At 45.4% G+C, this 16862-nt stretch carries 14 protein-coding genes and 2 pseudogenes; 1 reads left to right on the top strand and 15 read right to left on the bottom strand.

Annotation, left to right across the window (positions count from 1 at the left end; all coding sequences use genetic code 11):
• Nucleotides 1-155: 155 nt before the first annotated feature.
• Nucleotides 156-280: pseudogene (locus EV690_RS18645) on the top strand (recombinase family protein); the annotation flags it as partial.
• On the opposite strand, the gene EV690_RS11915 reads toward EV690_RS18645, so the two are convergent.
• The 15 genes and pseudogenes from EV690_RS11915 to rpmH all read right to left on the bottom strand — a co-directional run bounded on the left by EV690_RS11915 (nt 273) and on the right by rpmH (nt 16755).
• On the bottom strand, nt 273-1025 hold the full coding sequence (locus tag EV690_RS11915; protein WP_224054952.1) for a M48 family metallopeptidase: 753 nt from the start codon (nt 1023-1025) through the stop codon (nt 273-275). The pseudogene EV690_RS18645 and the gene EV690_RS11915 sit on opposite strands and share 8 nt — an antisense overlap.
• A 15-nt stretch (nt 1026-1040) precedes the next feature.
• Nucleotides 1041-4361 carry a type I restriction endonuclease subunit R gene (locus EV690_RS11910; RefSeq protein WP_131913240.1) on the bottom strand — a complete coding sequence of 1107 codons (3321 nt, stop codon included), beginning with the start codon at nt 4359-4361 and terminating at the stop codon, nt 1041-1043.
• Complete coding sequence (locus tag EV690_RS11905; protein WP_131913239.1) at nt 4358-5371, bottom strand: virulence RhuM family protein; 1014 nt, start codon at nt 5369-5371, stop codon at nt 4358-4360. Before EV690_RS11905 ends, EV690_RS11910 begins: the two co-directional genes overlap by 4 nt.
• 1 nt (nt 5372) lies before the next feature.
• Nucleotides 5373-7325, bottom strand: coding sequence for an ATP-binding protein (locus tag EV690_RS11900; RefSeq protein WP_131913238.1), 1953 nt, complete (start codon nt 7323-7325; stop codon nt 5373-5375).
• A gap of 1 nt (nt 7326) precedes the next feature.
• Entirely contained in the window at nt 7327-8565 is a 1239-nt protein-coding gene (locus tag EV690_RS11895) for a restriction endonuclease subunit S (protein WP_131913237.1), read from the bottom strand.
• A 68-nt stretch (nt 8566-8633) separates the two neighbouring features.
• On the bottom strand, nt 8634-9494 hold the full coding sequence (gene dinD / locus EV690_RS11890) for a DNA damage-inducible protein D (protein WP_131913236.1): 861 nt from the start codon (nt 9492-9494) through the stop codon (nt 8634-8636).
• Between the two features lie 11 nt (nt 9495-9505).
• Nucleotides 9506-11056, bottom strand: coding sequence for a type I restriction-modification system subunit M (locus tag EV690_RS11885; RefSeq protein ID WP_131913235.1), 1551 nt, complete (start codon nt 11054-11056; stop codon nt 9506-9508).
• Entirely contained in the window at nt 11053-11691 is a 639-nt protein-coding gene (locus EV690_RS11880; RefSeq protein WP_131913234.1) for a restriction endonuclease subunit S, read from the bottom strand. The genes EV690_RS11885 and EV690_RS11880 overlap by 4 nt, the downstream gene beginning before the upstream one ends.
• On the bottom strand, nt 11675-12085 hold the full coding sequence (locus tag EV690_RS11875) for a hypothetical protein (protein WP_131913233.1): 411 nt from the start codon (nt 12083-12085) through the stop codon (nt 11675-11677). Before EV690_RS11875 ends, EV690_RS11880 begins: the two co-directional genes overlap by 17 nt.
• Nucleotides 12086-12383: 298 nt before the next feature.
• A pseudogene (gene mobI, locus EV690_RS18640) lies at nt 12384-12727 on the bottom strand (conjugative transfer protein MobI(A/C)); the annotation flags it as partial.
• A 200-nt stretch (nt 12728-12927) separates the two neighbouring features.
• Complete coding sequence (mnmE, locus tag EV690_RS11865) at nt 12928-14292, bottom strand: tRNA uridine-5-carboxymethylaminomethyl(34) synthesis GTPase MnmE (RefSeq protein ID WP_131913232.1); 1365 nt, start codon at nt 14290-14292, stop codon at nt 12928-12930.
• 91 nt (nt 14293-14383) lie between these two features.
• The gene (gene yidC, locus EV690_RS11860) at nt 14384-16033 is read right to left on the bottom strand and encodes a membrane protein insertase YidC (protein ID WP_131913231.1); all 1650 of its coding nucleotides are present in this window, start codon (nt 16031-16033) and stop codon (nt 14384-14386) included.
• 7 nt (nt 16034-16040) lie between these two features.
• A complete protein-coding gene (yidD, locus tag EV690_RS11855; RefSeq protein ID WP_131913230.1) occupies nt 16041-16295 on the bottom strand; it encodes a membrane protein insertion efficiency factor YidD in 255 nt (84 codons plus the stop codon).
• Nucleotides 16259-16573 (bottom strand): ribonuclease P protein component, encoded by a 315-nt coding sequence (gene rnpA, locus EV690_RS11850; RefSeq protein WP_233458709.1) that lies wholly within the window; start codon nt 16571-16573, stop codon nt 16259-16261. Before rnpA ends, yidD begins: the two co-directional genes overlap by 37 nt.
• 47 nt (nt 16574-16620) lie before the next feature.
• Nucleotides 16621-16755: a 50S ribosomal protein L34 gene (gene rpmH / locus EV690_RS11845; protein ID WP_013745661.1), complete on the bottom strand. Its 135-nt coding sequence runs from the start codon at nt 16753-16755 to the stop codon at nt 16621-16623.
• Between the last annotated feature and the right edge of the window lie 107 nt (nt 16756-16862).

Genomic DNA, 16862 nt, shown 5'->3' with positions numbered 1-16862 from the left:
TTTTTATTAGTTTTGCAGCAATCTGAGGTGGATTAAGACAAGGCAAACGTCTTGCCGTGTCGTTATTCTCCACAAAGGACGTTTAACGCTGGATAAATCCAGCCTCAAATGCTGCCCTGAGGAGACAGAGATGCTCATTTGAGCTTACCTTAGGGCATCAGCACATAGCCAGCCTATTGAAGACTGGGCATAGCTATAGTGACATTTAGACATGTTGGGATGTTCGCGGCACCTGATCGCAACTATCTCAAAGAATATAAGTAGCGATACAATCAGTTGAGTAGGATGATATTAGCCATCCCATCCAAACGTTCTTTGACCTTCTCCCACCCCGGCATGACTTGCCCCATAAGGCGATAAAATCTCTCACTGTGGTTAAACTCTGCTAAGTGGCATAGCTCGTGTAATACCACGTAATCAATACAATCTCTGGGTGCTTTAACCAGATAGGGATTCAACGTAATTCTGCCATTTGGAGAGCAACTGCCCCATTGGGTTTGCATGGTCTGAATACGCAATGGTGGCCGTTCTGCTAGCCATAAGGCATGTTCAAGGACGTCATCAAGACGTTTAGAGAAGGTTTCTTTAGCTCGTGTTTTATACCAATCGTTAAGAAGTTCTTTTACTTTCTCTGCACTTTTTCTGCGCACTGATACCTCAAGTTTTCCGCGCAGTAATTTGACTCCCTGGATACTATTTGGGGCTTCTATGACCTTAAGTAGATATTGTTTACCGAGATAATAGTGACTCTCACCACTGATGTACTTTCTTGGTGAGGTATACTCCAATTGCTTACGAAAATCCCGCAACTGCTCGTATATCCAACGTCCCCGTTTTTTAACGGCATTCAGTACAGCATCATTGTCAGCATCTATCGGTGCTGAGACGATCACGCGACAATCAGGATGTACCTTAATCAATACCTTGCTGTTTGCCTGCGGACGAATAACCCGCTCAAAAGCGATGAGTTCATCACCGTAGTGAAAGTTCATCAGATGACAGCTTTGTTTAATAGGAACATTCATAGTTACTCAATACTTTTAATTGCCGTTCAATCCGACGCGCGTAATCTGCACGACCATCTCAACGATTTTCTTGGCCTGATCCATTCCGCCACCAATTGCTTTGCACTCTTGGAACATTTTGGGCAGCAACTTCTTACGGATATCAGCTTCAATGTTTTGTGAGTTTATGGAGTTCTCTGCAACTGAAATATCAACGGCCTCATCAACTTCAAAGGCTAGTTTGACCCATTTGTCCTGGACTTGTTGATCCTGAACAGCAAAAGCTTCAGGTAATACCTTCTTGAGCACTCCAAAATAAGCCTGCGCATGATGATTTCCAGCGAAAACATCAGGAATTTCATTCAGGCGTCGGTCATGGACTTGTTCTTCAAATTCACGAAACAGCATGTATTGTTTCAAAGGGTGGTCAAACAACTTCTCAGCGTCTTCGATAGCTTGACGCAACAGTTTTGAGAAGGCTTCCTGAGCGTAAGGATCATCGCGTAAATCTTGTTCAATCATTCGCGTAACGCGAGTTTTGATGATATCAGTCTCGTTACGAGTTTTATCTTCGCTCCAGTCTTCAGGTTGCAGCTTCTGACCCATTTTTCCCACTTCGTACACGCCGCCAGGTTCTTTGACTTCGACACCGACAACATGCTTATCCAGTAGTTTTTTCACTTGTTCGGCATATTCGTCATAATCAATTTTTTCACCAGCATCTTGTTGGACTAATTGACGCAGACTAGAAAATTGCTTCACTGTTTCCTTATAGTGACGACGGTCATCATCGCTAAAGCTTTTATCTTCAAAGAAGGTTGCTGACTGCAAGGCAATTTTTAGACAGCTCGCGAAAGCGGTTAAGGCTTCATAGAAGTCTTCGCGAACTTTGAGGTTTACATCAACTAACTCGCCATTTTGATCTTCAACTTTGGGAACTAATACCTGACGTAATTGTTCAATATCATTCTTATTTTTTACGCCATCAAAAATGGCCCACAGCTGTTTGTATAGCTGTGGTAATCGCTTGTATTCAGTGCTCATTTGATTATAGAGACCAGCTATATCATTGATGTCATAACCACCTTGAGTACGGGCGGCGAGATCCTGATATTTCGCAATTGTGGTATCTAAGTCAGCAAGAATGCCGCGATAATCAATCAGCAAGCCAAATTTCTTCTTCGGATGTAATCTGTTAACCCGAGCGATGGCCTGAATCAAATTGTGTTCTGTTAATGGCTTATCAATGTAGAGCACTGCATTTTTGGGCTCATCAAAACCAGTCAGCAGCTTATCGACTACAACCAGCATTTTTAGCGGGTCATTTTCGTCAGCAAATCGCTCGATTATGTGCCCGGTATAGGTTTGTTCATCTTGACGACCCACATTCGCTTTCCACCACAATGTGACTTCTGGTGCGGCTGTGTCATCAACAGCGGTATTTCCTTCTCGGCTGTCAGGTGGACTCATCACGACCGCTGACTCAAACCTGTTTTCCTTCGGCCAAAGGGATTGGGCTTCATCAAGATATTTTTTGTACTTGATGGCTGAAGCTTTGCTGTCACAGGCCAATTGCCCCTTGAGACCATTGATAATGTTTTTATCGAAGTGTTCAGCAATATCATTAGCAATCAATTGAATGCGGTCATCAGCGCGATATAGCTCACCGCGTTTTGCATATTTGCGCTTCAGATCGGCTTTCTGTTCATCGGTCAGACTTGTTGTAATACGAGTGAAGCCGGCATCAATGGCTCTGTCATTGATGTCCAGATCAGGTATCCGTTCTTCATAAAGTAATGGCGTGACCATTTGGTCTTCTACAGCGCGTTGCATGGTGTAGGCATGGACTATCGGACCAAACTTATTGGTTGTTTTGTCGTCTTTTAATAACGGGGTGCCAGTAAAGGCGACAAACGCTGCATTCGGTAGTGCTTGCTTCATGCGGACATGATTCTCACCACCTTGACTGCGGTGACCCTCATCAATTAACACAATGATGTCCGAGCTGGTATTGATGCACTCTGGCCGTTTAGTGGCGGTATTAAATTTCTGAATCAAGGAGAAGATAATCCGCTCGGTTCCTTGGCCAATCTGTTGCGCCAGACGTTTGCCCGATGTCGCCATTGCAGCTGCTTTATCTTTTTTCCCCGCAAGCTCTCCGCCAGATGCAAAGGTCTGGCTCAACTGCTTTTCCAGGTCTACCCGGTCAGTGACCACCACAATCCGGCATTGCTTCAGGCTATCGTGCAAAATGAGCGCCTTACTTAAAAACACCATGGTGAACGATTTTCCGGAGCCGGTGGTATGCCAGATGACCCCACCTTCACGACCACCATGGAGATTGCGGGTATTGATTCTCTCAATGAGCCGCTTAATAGCAAACACTTGTTGATAACGGGCCACAATTTTGCCGACTTTCTTATCAAACAGGGTGAAATAACGCGTCATTTCCAATAAGCGGGATGGACTGAGCAAACTGATCAGTAATTTATCCTGACCGGTCACTGCTAAATTGCCTGTTGCAACAAGACTTCGATACCAATCCAAATCCTTATCCGAACGATGGCTAAACAAGCTCATAACTTGCGCTTCAGATAGTTTTTTATTCTTGATGGCATACATTTCAGCGTCTGAAATGTCCTCTTCTCGCCAAACCGCCCAAAATTTAGCGGGCGTGCCGCAGGTGCCATAGCGACCTTCATTGCCATTGATAGCAAGCAGCATCTGGCTATAGGCGAACAATAAGGGGATTTCATCATGGCGCTGGTTACGCAGGCTTTGCGAAATACCTTCGTCAATAGTTGGGCCCTTTTTTGCATTACCATCTGGGCGCTTAGCCTCTATCACAACCAGAGGAATACCGTTTACAAAGCAGACAATATCCGGTCTGCGCTTGTCTTGAAATGAAGAGCCGACTCCTCCAGAGCGGGTAACGGTAAATTCTTCGGTAAAGATAAAACTATTATTAGTAGGGATCTGCCAGTCAATCAGCGCAACCGTTGGATTGGCCTTTTTGCCATCCACAAACTCAGTGACAGAAATGCCATACAACAGATGGTTGTACAGGCGTTCGTTGCCGGTTAATAGCCCCTCATTCAACCCTGGGCTGCACACCTCTGCAATTAAGTTGTCGATAGACTTTTCTGACAATGGGTAGCTTTTTCCCGCAAACGTAAACCTGCGTTTTTGCAGTTCACTGCGAAGCACCTGGCGAAGAACAACCTCATCCGTTTTTCCACCACGAGCAGCTAATGCCTGTTCAGGCGCAAGAAAAGACCACCCTAAGTTGGTTAATAATGTCAGAGCCGGTAGCTTGGCACTGTACTCTTCTTGAAATTTGGGCGTGTACAGGGTCATTTTGTTGGCTTCCTTTTCTGGCTCAGGCGCTGCTCCAGCTTTTCCAATTCCTTGAGTTCTCTTTCATCTTCCGCCAGAGCTTCCAGTTTATTGCGCTGAAAGTTGAAAGCCTCATAATATTTGTGAGCGATTTTCTCCATCTGCTGGTGGCTGATGCGGCCGGCGCTGTTTAGCAGTGGTTGCTCGTTAAAGTCCATAAACTTATCGACGTATTCACGCCAATCTTGCAAGCGAAGGTGAGCTTTGTTTTTTGCCCGAAACTCGGCAAACTCGAAGAACATGCTGACCAAGCGATTCAGGTTTTCCAATTCATCTGCTTGTAGATAATTTTTAGCAATTACGACATCGGCTTTACGAACCTTATTGCCCGCAAAGCTGGTTAGGTTCATGTTGGGCTTGGATGCGTCTGCACGCTCAACAACCAATTCAGCAGCAGTATGACCTGTGACGGCAAAGAAAAGTTTGTTTTGAACCTCGGCAAACAATAATCCTGTTGCTTTCTCGTTTGTCCGGTAGTCTTCAGACAGCGCCAGTAAATCGCGGATTTTTTGATAGAAACGCTTCTCCGACGAACGGATGTCGCGAATGCGTTCAAGCAGCTCATCGAAATAGTCCCATCGAGGGTCTTTAAGGCGCTCGTCATCCATGGCGAAGCCTTTTACCAGATATTCGTCAAGGGTGCGGGTAGCCCATTGTCTAAACTGGGTGCCACGGGTAGAACGTACGCGGTAGCCTACGGCAATAATCATGGGTAACGAATAGTATTGAATACGACGTTTGACTTCTCGGCCGCCTTCATTTTGAACTGTCAAGTTTTCCTTGACGGTTGCATCTTGAGCAAGTTCACCTTCCTCCAAGATATTTTGTACGTGGAGACTAATGTTCTGTTTGCTGGTCTGGTACAGCTCTGCCATTTCTAACTGGGTGAGCCATACTTGCCCACCTAATTCGCGCAATACGAACTGCGATTGACCATCATCAGTGGTGTAGAGGATTAGATCGTTATTCATATCAACTTAACCCCTTACCAATATCAATACCTTGGGCTTTTAGCCATTGAAGCCCTTTTGCGGTTGTGAGGTAAGCCTGATTAGGATGATTAACCACTTCTGGATAAAGGTAATCAATTAAGCCCTCTTGCTCTCTGAGTACGTTCAAATGATTGTGTTTTAAAGGCGTTTCTTTACGTGCTAGCTGTGTTGCCAATTGCTCGGCTTTATAAGGGTGTAAAGCACATAGCCAAACAATGATTGGCCAGAGTTTGTCCTTACGTGCTTTTGAAGTGAGTTGTTCAATCCTTTGGGTGAGTTCATTCGGGACAGAGAACTCACTCGTATTTGGAATCAGGTCACTTGTATTTTGGGTAAGGTCACTCGTATTTGGAATAAGGTCACTCGTATTTGACGTCTCAGTCGCTGCATCATTAGCTGGAAACAGCGATAACTGATCATCATTTTGCAATGGCTGCGCTAACTGGTAATACGTTGCAGGACCTGCGCCGCCTTGCTCCAGTAAACGATATTGATAGTGCAATTTGCGCAGCAGTTGACTCGCCGATAATGTATCTAAACCCGAGATGGCACGCAAGCCGGCATTATCAACTGCACCCGTTTCCTTTGCGAGCAGTAGAGCTTTGGCTTCATGATCGGTTAAATGTAACTCGGCAAACTGCTGTAACCAGCTGAGTTGCTCTTCACCTAGCAGCTGATGAAGCAAATAGGTACCAACAAATTCATTTTCAATTACTTTACTGATAAATACCGGCGCGGTTAATCCCGCTTGCTCCAGCAACCGACGCATGGTTTTAATACCAGAACCTTTAGTTTCGGCAAAGCTTAAATCGTAAAGCACGGCGGCAATAACGGGATTACGTAGCTTTGACCCCATATCGCCCAGCGCGATCTCTGGTTTCAGAGAATAACCTGCATTGCGAATTTCAATGCGGTTACTGTAGCGCACGACCAGAATGGGTTGATTGACCTGATAATCTCTGTGCATCACGGCATTCACGACCGCCTCACGGATCACCTTATGGGGCAATAGCGGCTCATCATTACGCTGTGTACTGCCGTCTTTTAGTCGAAAATGACGAGGTAGATCATCACTAATCGTGGCTTCAAGTTTTGGAATCAGCCGCAGTAGTGATTCACGAATATCCAACGTAATCGCAAAACGCTGCTCTGGGTCTTCTACCCATTGGGTGCCATTAATTCGCACATAATCAACGCGTACAGCAGGTAACAGACGGCGTAGTGCCAATGGCTTACCCATCAACAGCAACCCTGCAATATTAGGTACCCATTTGTCGCCTTGTTTCTTGACCAGATTCAGCGCATAAAGCATTTCATGATCAGACGCTTGTAACTCTTCAGCATATGGGCGTACTTTGGCACGTAATGTACGGTATAAAGCAATGGCAGAAGGATCTAAGTCATCCCATTCAGCATCGGGCAATATGACCTGCTCATAATTCATGCCGCTTTTGGCTAATAACAACGGTTCCAGCTCGTGCTGGCTACATTCGTAATCCCCATTCAGCCCGCGTCGCCACACCCCTGTTTTACGCTTATTTTTGCTATCGAATTTCCCTTTGAAGGTACAAGGCTTAGCGGCAGGCTCCAGTTCTGGCACAAATAAGCGAATCACTTTTTTGCCTTCCAGCTGGGCAACTTCACCCTGCACCGGAATCGGTGCTTCAAACTGCTCCCGGCAGTTACTCTGGATGCTATTTAATAATCTATCGGCATCGGTCACCCCACAAACGTGAAAGGTTTCATCAGAGGTTTTTGGCTCATCAATCCCCAATAGCAAATAGCCACCACCCAGCCCGGGTTCATTGGCAAAGGCACAGATGGTTTGCATCACCGACTTGCCAATGTCACTGGCACGTTTGGCTTCTATACGTGGTTGTTCGTCCAGTTGACGCAGTTGCTCCAGTAATTTCGCAGGGGTAAATTCATCCATATCAGGCCGCTTCCTCGACTTTCACCCGCCGCTTACCCGTCAATAACTGTTGCATTAGCGCTTTTTTCTCCTGTTTTAAGGCATTGAGCTTTTGTTGTAGGCCAGTGATTTCCTGATCGGCCGTGGCGAGTACGGTGGCGATTTTTTGTTGTTCTTCAAAACTGGGGATAGGCACTTTTAATGAAAAGAAATCCGAAGGCTTTACGTTGAGCAAACCATGAGCGCGACCACCTTCGTGCGCAATTTGAGACAACCCCTGGTTCAGAAGACCCGATTCGAAGTAGTGTTCCCAAAAATCGCTATCGGCGTGATCAGAATCTGATAGTTCAAAGCAAATATAGAGCGTTGTTACAACACCATCTGGGTAGCGATTCAGGCGTTTGATTGCACCCATTGGATAGCCGTTTGAATAGCTTTTGTTGTAGGCGAACTGCCCCTGCTTTAGCAAGAAGTAGCCATCAAGAGTTTCAGAAGCAACAGTTTTTTTGAAAAAGTCTTCCTGCCGAATCAAGCCATGTTGCCCTGATATGGTAACTACGTTTGTGCTTTGACCATTATTTTTTGTCGTTACACGTTCGAATAGCTTTGAAAGCTTAGATACCTTCCACTCCCTACTAAACCTAACCCCATTCTTATCCAGCAGGCGTTTTTTGCCAGTGAGCAGTTGTTGCATCAGGGCTTTTTTCTGCTGCTTACCTGTGGCGAGTAGTTGTTCTGTGGTGGTGATGGCCTTATCCCAGGTGGAGAGAATTTGGGCGATTTTCTTTTGTTCAGTAAGAGGAGGAACGGGAACTCTAATTGCTTTTACCAATGTACCACTCAAGTTACTTTGCCCGGCAGAATTACTCATTGCTCGGATATTTTCATACTGGCTTAAGAGAAAGTTAAAGTGAAAAGTAGGTTCCTGATCATTTTTGAATATGATTGCAGAACAATTCTGATTTGTTGTTGCCTCAAATTTCAGTAATGCAACTTGTCCTCTTGTTTTCCCTTGCCCAATCATTGCCAATAAGACTGCTCCAGCAGGTACAATCTTGGCCGAAGAATTCTTTAAACCTAATTCGCTAATATACTCCTGAGTGTCTTCAGGAGTTAAAACGCAATTTTGGACTTCAGTGGTTCTTATCCATGGCACTGTTCCGTTCAGCCAGTATTCTGGCTTTTTACGACTAGGCGTCCCCCCTGATGTTACCTGGGCAATATCGGCTAGGGGCTTTACATCCCAACCTTCAGGCACCATAACTCAACTCCTCCAGATACTTGGCCAGCTCAGTCTGTTGGGCTGTTGTTCGTTTCGTTTCTGCGTAATTATTCATGGCTTGTTTCCCCATCACTGAGGGTGTCTGGATTTCTCAGTGATTTTTTATCTGCAGAGGCTAAACGACGCTCAACTTTTTTTACATCCTCTGCTGGTGGTAACTGTTCAGGACGTATTCCTCGGCTTAACAAGGTTTGGCGGACCGCATCGTTATTCGTGATATGCTCGTTAGATATTTGTTGCTCGCGAGTCATTTGTTGTGTCCGGGCATTGTGGATAGTGATCTCAGTGGCAAAGTCTTTCGCTTTAAGAATAATCGTAGGTGCAAAGTCGGCCAGTGGGCGATTATCTGGCACAAGCCATTGCGCTTTCATGGCTTGCGTACTCTTTCCAAACAGAGCACTATCGCCTTTGCTACGGATTAAAGCAAAGTTTTGATTCCCACCCGTCTGTTCAAAAATAACGCTGGAGAGTTCTTTTTCCGTGGCTGAGAGTTTGTGCCGCGCAACAACTCGTTCGGCTGCCAATAAACGTTGTTCGATTAGCTCCGCTTTACGGGTTTGCATGGCAAAGTAAGTTTGAGCAAAGGCGATTTCTCGCTTACGTGAATCACCATTCTGAGCGATCAAATAGCAGGCGTAGCGGGTGAGCATCACATCATCGATTTCCCGTTGACTGCCAGAACCAAGCTCGACCATTTTCCCAACGTCGGCAAAATGGTCGACAATGGCATGACCACTAATTTCGCAGGCCGTTTTGGCTTTTGAGATCACGCTGACAAAGTTATCCCATTTACCATAACCCAGCAGATGTTGCAGATCGCGTGCTAGCCAAAATTCGACACCATTTTCGGTTTGCTGCGCATGGCCTTCAAAGGTGGTTGTAAGCGATTGAATGTGCTGTTGTTCCATGTGAAACCTTCTTATTCTGCGTTGCTTAAATAACCCAATTCAGCCAAATAAGATGTCATTTCATCTTCCAGACTAGCTAGCTGTGCTTTGAGCTGTTCGCGTTCTGCTCGCACGGCCATCAGGTCGATCTCTTCCTCTTCCTCAAAGGTATCGACATAACGTGGAATATTGAGGTTGTAGTCGTTATCTTGGATCTCTTTCAGGCTAGCCAAATAAGCATACTTATCGACGTTTTCTCCCGCTTGGTAGGTGGCGACGATCCTAGCAATATTAGCTTCGCTGAGCTGGTTCTGATTTTTACCCGGTTTAAACTCGCGTGAGGCATCAATAAACAGCACGTTGTCATCGATCTTCTCTTTTTTGAAAATCAGAATGGCGGCTGGAATCCCGGTCCCGTAAAACAGCTTCTCTGGCAGGCCTATTACTGCATCCAGTAAATTTTCTTCAATCAACTGTTTGCGGATTTTACCTTCTGCGGCACCGCGAAACAGCACGCCATGGGGAACAACGACCCCCATACGACCCGTCTTCGGCTTAAGTGTCTCAATCATATGCAGAATGAAGGCATAGTCACCTTTGGTTTTTGGCGGTATACCACGGTAAAAACGGCTGAACTTGTCGTTTGCCGCGTCTTCATGACCCCATTTATCCAAAGAAAACGGCGGGTTAGCGGTTACGATATCAAACAGCATTAAATCACCGTTTTTATCCAGCAACTTAGGATTACGAATGGTGTCTCCCCATTCGATTTTGTGGTTGTCTTCGCCGTGTAGGAACATATTCATCTTGGCTAGTGACCAAGTAGAACCAATTGCCTCCTGTCCGTAGAGCGCATAATTTTTACTGTCAAAGTTGCTGCGGACTTTACTGCCACACTTCATCAACAGTGATGCAGAACCACACGCCGGATCGCAAATGCTGTCGCCTGGTTGTGGCTCAAGCAGTTCAGCAATCAAGTCACTGACTTCTGGCGGCGTATAAAACTCGCCGGCTTTTTGGCCGCCACTGGCGGCAAAGTTTTTGATTAAGTACTCGTAGGCGTTACCAATTACATCCAGTGTCCCGACGCAGCTTGGACTGAGGTTGAGTTCTGGTTTGGCGAAGTCTTCCAGCAGATAACGCAGGATGTTGTTTTTCTGTTTCTCTTCACCTAAGCGGTCGGTGTTGAAAGAGATATCCTGGAACACACTTTTTCCTGCATCGTTGAGTTTGGTGCCATTGGCTTCTTCAATGGCATGCAATGCCTGATCAATGCGCTCGCCATTGCCAGGTTCATGGCGATGCTCGTACAAAGCATAGAAGCTGGCATTTTTTGGCAGCACAAAACGCTCGTTCTTCATCATCTCTTCGATGAGCTCTGGTTCATCACCGTACTGTGTTTTGTAACCATCGTAATGATCCTGCCAGACATCAGAGATGTACTTCAGAAACAACATTGTCAGAATAAAGTCTTTGTAGGTGTCTGCGCTGATGGTTCCGCGGAAAGTGTCGCAAGCGCCCCACAATGCTTTGTTAATACTGTCTTGGTTGATTTTATTATTTGTTGTTACTTGGTTATTCATGAATGGGTTCCCTTAATCATTTGTTGAAACATGCCTTGCAGCATGGTTTCACGATTTTTTAGCAGCGCTTTGGTGAGGTGTTGTTCCTGCTCCCATAGATGATTGATGTGCAGAATTTTCTGTTGTATCGCGATTGGAGGAATGTCCAGTTTCAGCTCTCCGGCTACCTTGGTATTTAACATGACAATGTTGCTGCCCTGACTGCCTGTTCCTTCTGATAGCCAGTATTGAACAGCCGGTTGATTAAGAGACCAACAAAGAAATTCTGGTATCACATCTGCTTTAGGTGTGATAACCACAAACTGACTGCTAACCACTACGGGTTTTGAAGAATGTTCGTCTGTAACTAAACAAGAGGCCCTGAAATAGCCGCCTCTAGAACCTCTCGCAGGGAGCAATACTGTACCAGGGCTAACAAAAGCATTACTTTTGCCTGTCCACTCTATCAAGGGCATTTGGCTGGCTTGTAGGGTAAAAAGGTTGGATTTTTCCCAAGCCTCTCTAACGTCTTTAATTTGCGCCACATGGACATTGCCGGCCTCTTTATCGACTTCCTCTATTTTTCCTCGGAAGGTAAATCCTGTTCTTAGGTCGGCAATGTCACTTAGCGCTCTGGTGCTAGTGCGTTGTGGCATCGATAACTCCTTTAGTCGGTGGAACAGACAGCATACAGCCTGCTATGCGGTTGTTGTGTGCATGGGGCACGAATTTAGCTATCTTCCAGCCTGCCGCCAGCGCTTTATGTTCAAACCACTGTTGAATTTTGACTGTCATTTTTTTGCGTTTAGCGCTTTGTTTTTGTTGCTCTTTGTTATAAATGGCGATAACTCTCTCTGTATCACAGAAACACTCATTACTTTCAGTTGCTTTTGGTGTAGGGAAAGCAAATTTTTCTCGCGATGTTTTAGGTTGGGAGTCCTTGCTTGCAAGCTGTTGGGGCGACTTCGTGATTTGTTGGGTATGAACCAAGTAGACTCGATGTTCAACTTGAATTTCTTGCATGGCCAGCTGGGTTTGGTATTCTTTCATTATTCGATCTCCTATGTGTTTCTCGGCACTGTTGGTATTGAATGGAGCGACAGGTTGCAGCCTGTCGCTTTTTTACATGGTTATAATTCACTCACAACCACATAAAAAAACGCAGTAGGAGCTCTATACACAACCAATGTGTGTATAATTGCTGATCTTTTTTTATCCGTCAAGCTAAAATTATGAGGTTTTTTGTCTACTGCAATAAAAAGTTTATTCTGTCGGTACAAATTTAGTGATTAAGGCCGTGATCAGCCGTTGGGCGCTTTTATTTACTGCTGCTCTCTTCCTTGAAATCTTAGATATCGCCTGCCATTTGGTAGAGGTTAGTGTCATTCCACCGACATAGCTGGCGCATTCTCATCAGATTAGCGTTAGCTCTACGGATTATTGAGAAAACATCTTCGACAGCTGTAATCACTGGTTTTTCCCAATCTTGTGCTCGGGAAAAGTCGTCTTGGGGTAGCGGCAGTAACCTTCACGGGGAAGGTAATGGCTAATCACTTGGAATCCGGCAGCATTCTTTTTAGGTTTAAACTGGTTATAAACCCAGAACATTTCCAATTTAATCTCTCGCAACCTAACACGGTAACCAAAGTGGCCTGGATAACCCGGAGAATTTTCTCCTCTATGAGCCTGATGGGACGCAGACCATTCTTATCTGGTTCGCGTTTCTGGATAGTGATTTTCATGGTCTGCTCCTATTGTGCTCCGAAAACTTATACTCGGAGCACACACGGAGCATGAGGGGTAAAACGGATCAAACTGTTTGCAAACACATAGGATTAATTTATTTATAAAACAATATTTTATCTTTATTTAGGTAGATCTTTTTGGTCGTTTCACTTCCCGATACAAAAGCTTGAGAAAATCCGTCCCAGCAGGTCATCACTAGTGAATTCGCCGGTGATTTCATTTAAGGCATTCTGACAAAGCCTGAGTTCTTCGGCCACCAGCTCGCCCGCTTTGTACTCTTCAAGCTGGACATGGGCATTTTTTAGATGCTCAAAGGCTTTATCCAGAGCATCAAGGTGCCGACGGCGCGCCATAAAGGTGCCTTCGTTCGACCCTTGAAAGCCCATACAGTCTTTTAAATGCTCGCGCAACAGCTCTATCCCTTGACCAGTTTTTGCCGAAAGCGATAACACCGGAATATCCCCAACGTGCGCCATGCCAATGGTTTCACCGCTTTGATCGGCCTTATTACGAATCACACTGAGTCCCATCTGTTCAGGTAAGCGCGCCATAAATTCAGGCCAGATATTGGTTGGATCTTTGGCATCACTTTCACAGCTGTCGACCATTAACAATACCCGATCCGCATGATTAATCTCATCCCAGGCACGGGCTATCCCAATCTGTTCGACTTTATCAGGACTATCGCGCAACCCTGCGGTATCGATAATATGCAAGGGCATGCCATCCAGATGAATATATTCACGCAACACATCGCGCGTAGTTCCGGCAATCTCGGTGACAATCGCGGAATCTTTCCCCGCTAAGGCATTCAGTAAACTCGATTTACCAGCATTCGGACGCCCGGCAATAACCACTTTCATCCCTTCACGCAACAGTGCGCCCTGCCCAGCTTGGGCCCGAACGCCTGTGAGTGCCTGCTCAACTAATGATAATTCGGCCGCGATTTTACCATCCCCTAAGAAATCCACCTCTTCTTCGGGAAAATCGATGGCCGCTTCCACAAAAATGCGCAAATGGATCAATTGCTCGACTAACTCACTCACTTGTTGAGAAAATTGTCCCTGCATTGAATTCAGTGCACTTTTAGCCGCTTGTGCTGAGGTTGCTTCAATTAAATCGGCAATTGCTTCGGCCTGAGCAAGATCGATTTTATCGTTCAAAAAGGCGCGCTCGGTAAATTCTCCGGGCCGAGCTGGACGAATATCATCTAGCTTTAGGATTTGCTGGATCAGTAAATCCATGACCACAGGGCCACCATGGCCCTGCAATTCTAAAATATCCTCGCCAGTATAGGAGTGCGGCCCTTTAAAAAATAACGCAATCCCTTGGTCTATTAATTCACCATCGGCATTTTTAAAAGGCACATATTCAGCATAACGCGGTTTTGGACAGTGCCCGAGCATTGCTTGAGCCACCACTTGAGCCTTGGCGCCAGAAACCCGCACAATTCCAACGCCCCCGCGCCCAGGAGCCGTTGCCTGGGCCACAATGGTATCAATGCTTTGCATATAAACTCCTATTGCTCTAAGAGCATAAAAAAATGCCACCGATGATGCAGTGGCATTTTAAAGATTTGTAACGATTCGTTAAGCGTTATCGTTATTTTTTCTTCTCTTTCTTATCCCGACTGTGTAAGCCTTTTTTCTCTAATTCGCGATAAATCAGCGTTTGTTGAATCAATGTGACACAGTTACTGACCAACCAGTACAGTACCAAGCCCGCAGGGAAGAACAGGAAGAATACGGTAAATGCCACTGGCATAAACTGCATAATTTTCTGCTGCATCGGGTCAGCAACCGCCGTTGGCGACATTTTCTGGATCATGAACATACTAATCCCCATCAAGACTGGCAGGATGTAGTATGGGTCTTGAGCGGATAAATCATGGATCCAAAAGATGAACGGAGCATGGCGCAGCTCAACACTCCCCAAGAAAGCCCAGTACAGTGCAATGAAAATAGGCATCTGCAAGGCAATTGGGAAACACCCACCGAGCGGATTCACTTTCTCTTTTTTGTACAATTCCATCATCGCCTGAGACTGTTTCTGGCGATCATCTGCATAGCGTTCACGCAGCTCTTTCATTTTCGGCTGGAGAATACGCATTTTTGCCATTGAAGTGTACTGAGCACGAGTCAATGGATACATCACCCCTTTTACAATCAATGTAATCAGGATAATCGCGACACCCCAGTTGCCAACTATGCTATGCAAGAATTTCAAGAATTTAAACAATGGCTGAGAGATAAACCAAAGCCAACCATAATCAACGGTTAAATCCAGATGCGGCGCGACAGCAGCCATTTTGTCCTGCAGTTCAGGACCAATCCAGATAGAACTTGTAAGCTGACCAGTTTGTCCCGGTGCAATCTCTTTTTTGGCACTGATAAAGCCGATATGGGCAAACCCATCTTGGTAGCGGCTATACAACGTGCTTTCTTGATTTTGCGGTGGTACCCAAGCTGCTGCAAAGTAATGCTGCAACATCGCTACCCAGCCTCCTTTGGTGTTGATATTCAGAGGCTTCTCTTTAATGTCACCAAAGGAGTATTTTTCATAGCGGGTATTATCGGATGAATATGCCCCACCTCGATAGTTCGGATGGCCGAAGAAACCACCTTTCGCTTTCTGAGTGGTCTGTTTGAGCTCAGCAAACTGTTGCACAGAAATGGGTTTATTTTCGTTATTGGTGACCTTATAGTCCACCTTAACGTCATAACTGCCTTTATCTAAGGTAATCAGTTTATGATAAACAACCCCGTTTTGACCGGTATATGTCAGTGGAACAGTCACCTGTTTTTGACCAGCCGCCAATTTAAAGGCTTTTTTATCGACGCTGTATACAGGACGCTGACCTTTAGCCAGACCGTTATCACCGATTAAACCACTGCGCGCAGTGTATTTATGGGCACCGTTGATATTAAGCAGTTGAACTGGATTTTTATTTTTCTCAGTTTTTGCATATTTGAGAAGATCAGCTTCAACAATATCACCACCGCGAGTATCAATAGTCAGTTTCAAAACATCTGACTGCACGGTAATTAACTGACCATGCGCACCATCATCAGCAGGTGTCGCGTTTACGTCTCCCGGAGCCTGAGGAAGATTATTCGACTGGCCAGAATGAGTCTGAGTTGTCGTTTGTTCTGTATTTACTGGCTTAGGGCTGTGATCCTTGCCCCATTGCTGATAAATCAAAAAACTGACGAACAGCAAACCAATTAACAATAAATTGCGTTGAGATTCCATAATCAAGTCAATCTCTTTTAGTTTTATGAACAGGCGGAACCGGATCGTATCCGCCTGAGTGTAAAGGCTGGCATTTTAATAGACGTTTGATAGATAACCAACTGCCTTTGATCAAACCATGGACTTTTAATGCTTCGATCGCATAATTTGAGCACGTAGGCGTAAACCGACAACGCGGACCAATCAGCGGACTAATGGCTAACTGATAAAAACGAATCAGCCCAATTAAGAGGTAGCGAAACGGCGCAGTAATCTTCGCCATGACTTATCCAATAATTTGTTGAGCTCAGGATCCGACAAATCCGACACCCCAAACTTTGAAATAACAACAATATCCATGCCCGATAGCTGTTGCTGATTCAGCCGAAAGCTCTCTCGAATATGCCTTTTAATTCGATTTCTGGCAACTGCTCGCTTATCGCTTTTTTTGGAAATGGCCAAACCAAGGCGGGGATGTGATAACTGATTGGCTACAGCCAGAAAAGTAAGCTGAGGTGTGCCGATACGAATCGGTTGATTAAAAACCCGTTTAAATTGCATGGGAGTTAACAAACGTAACTCCCTGCTGAACGACTGATTCGCCACAATTAGGCTGACAGACGTGCACGACCTTTGGCACGACGACGAGCCAAGACCTGGCGACCTTTTTTGGTAGCCATGCGAGCGCGAAAACCGTGAGTACGGCTACGTTTCAGTACGCTTGGTTGAAATGTACGTTTCATAATAATAATACCGTTTTGCTAGCTAGTTTTTACTGTACAGCAGGCCCGAAAGCCTGGAAAAAAGAGGCGAAATTCTAATCATTGGCATCGTAAAAGTCAATCACTGA

Origin of the sequence: Celerinatantimonas diazotrophica (assembly GCF_004339545.1) — a bacterium.
In the GTDB taxonomy this organism is placed as follows: domain Bacteria; phylum Pseudomonadota; class Gammaproteobacteria; order Enterobacterales; family Celerinatantimonadaceae; genus Celerinatantimonas; species Celerinatantimonas diazotrophica.
Note: the sequence above shows the minus strand (reverse complement) of the source record. Positions and strands in the feature narration are given on the sequence as shown.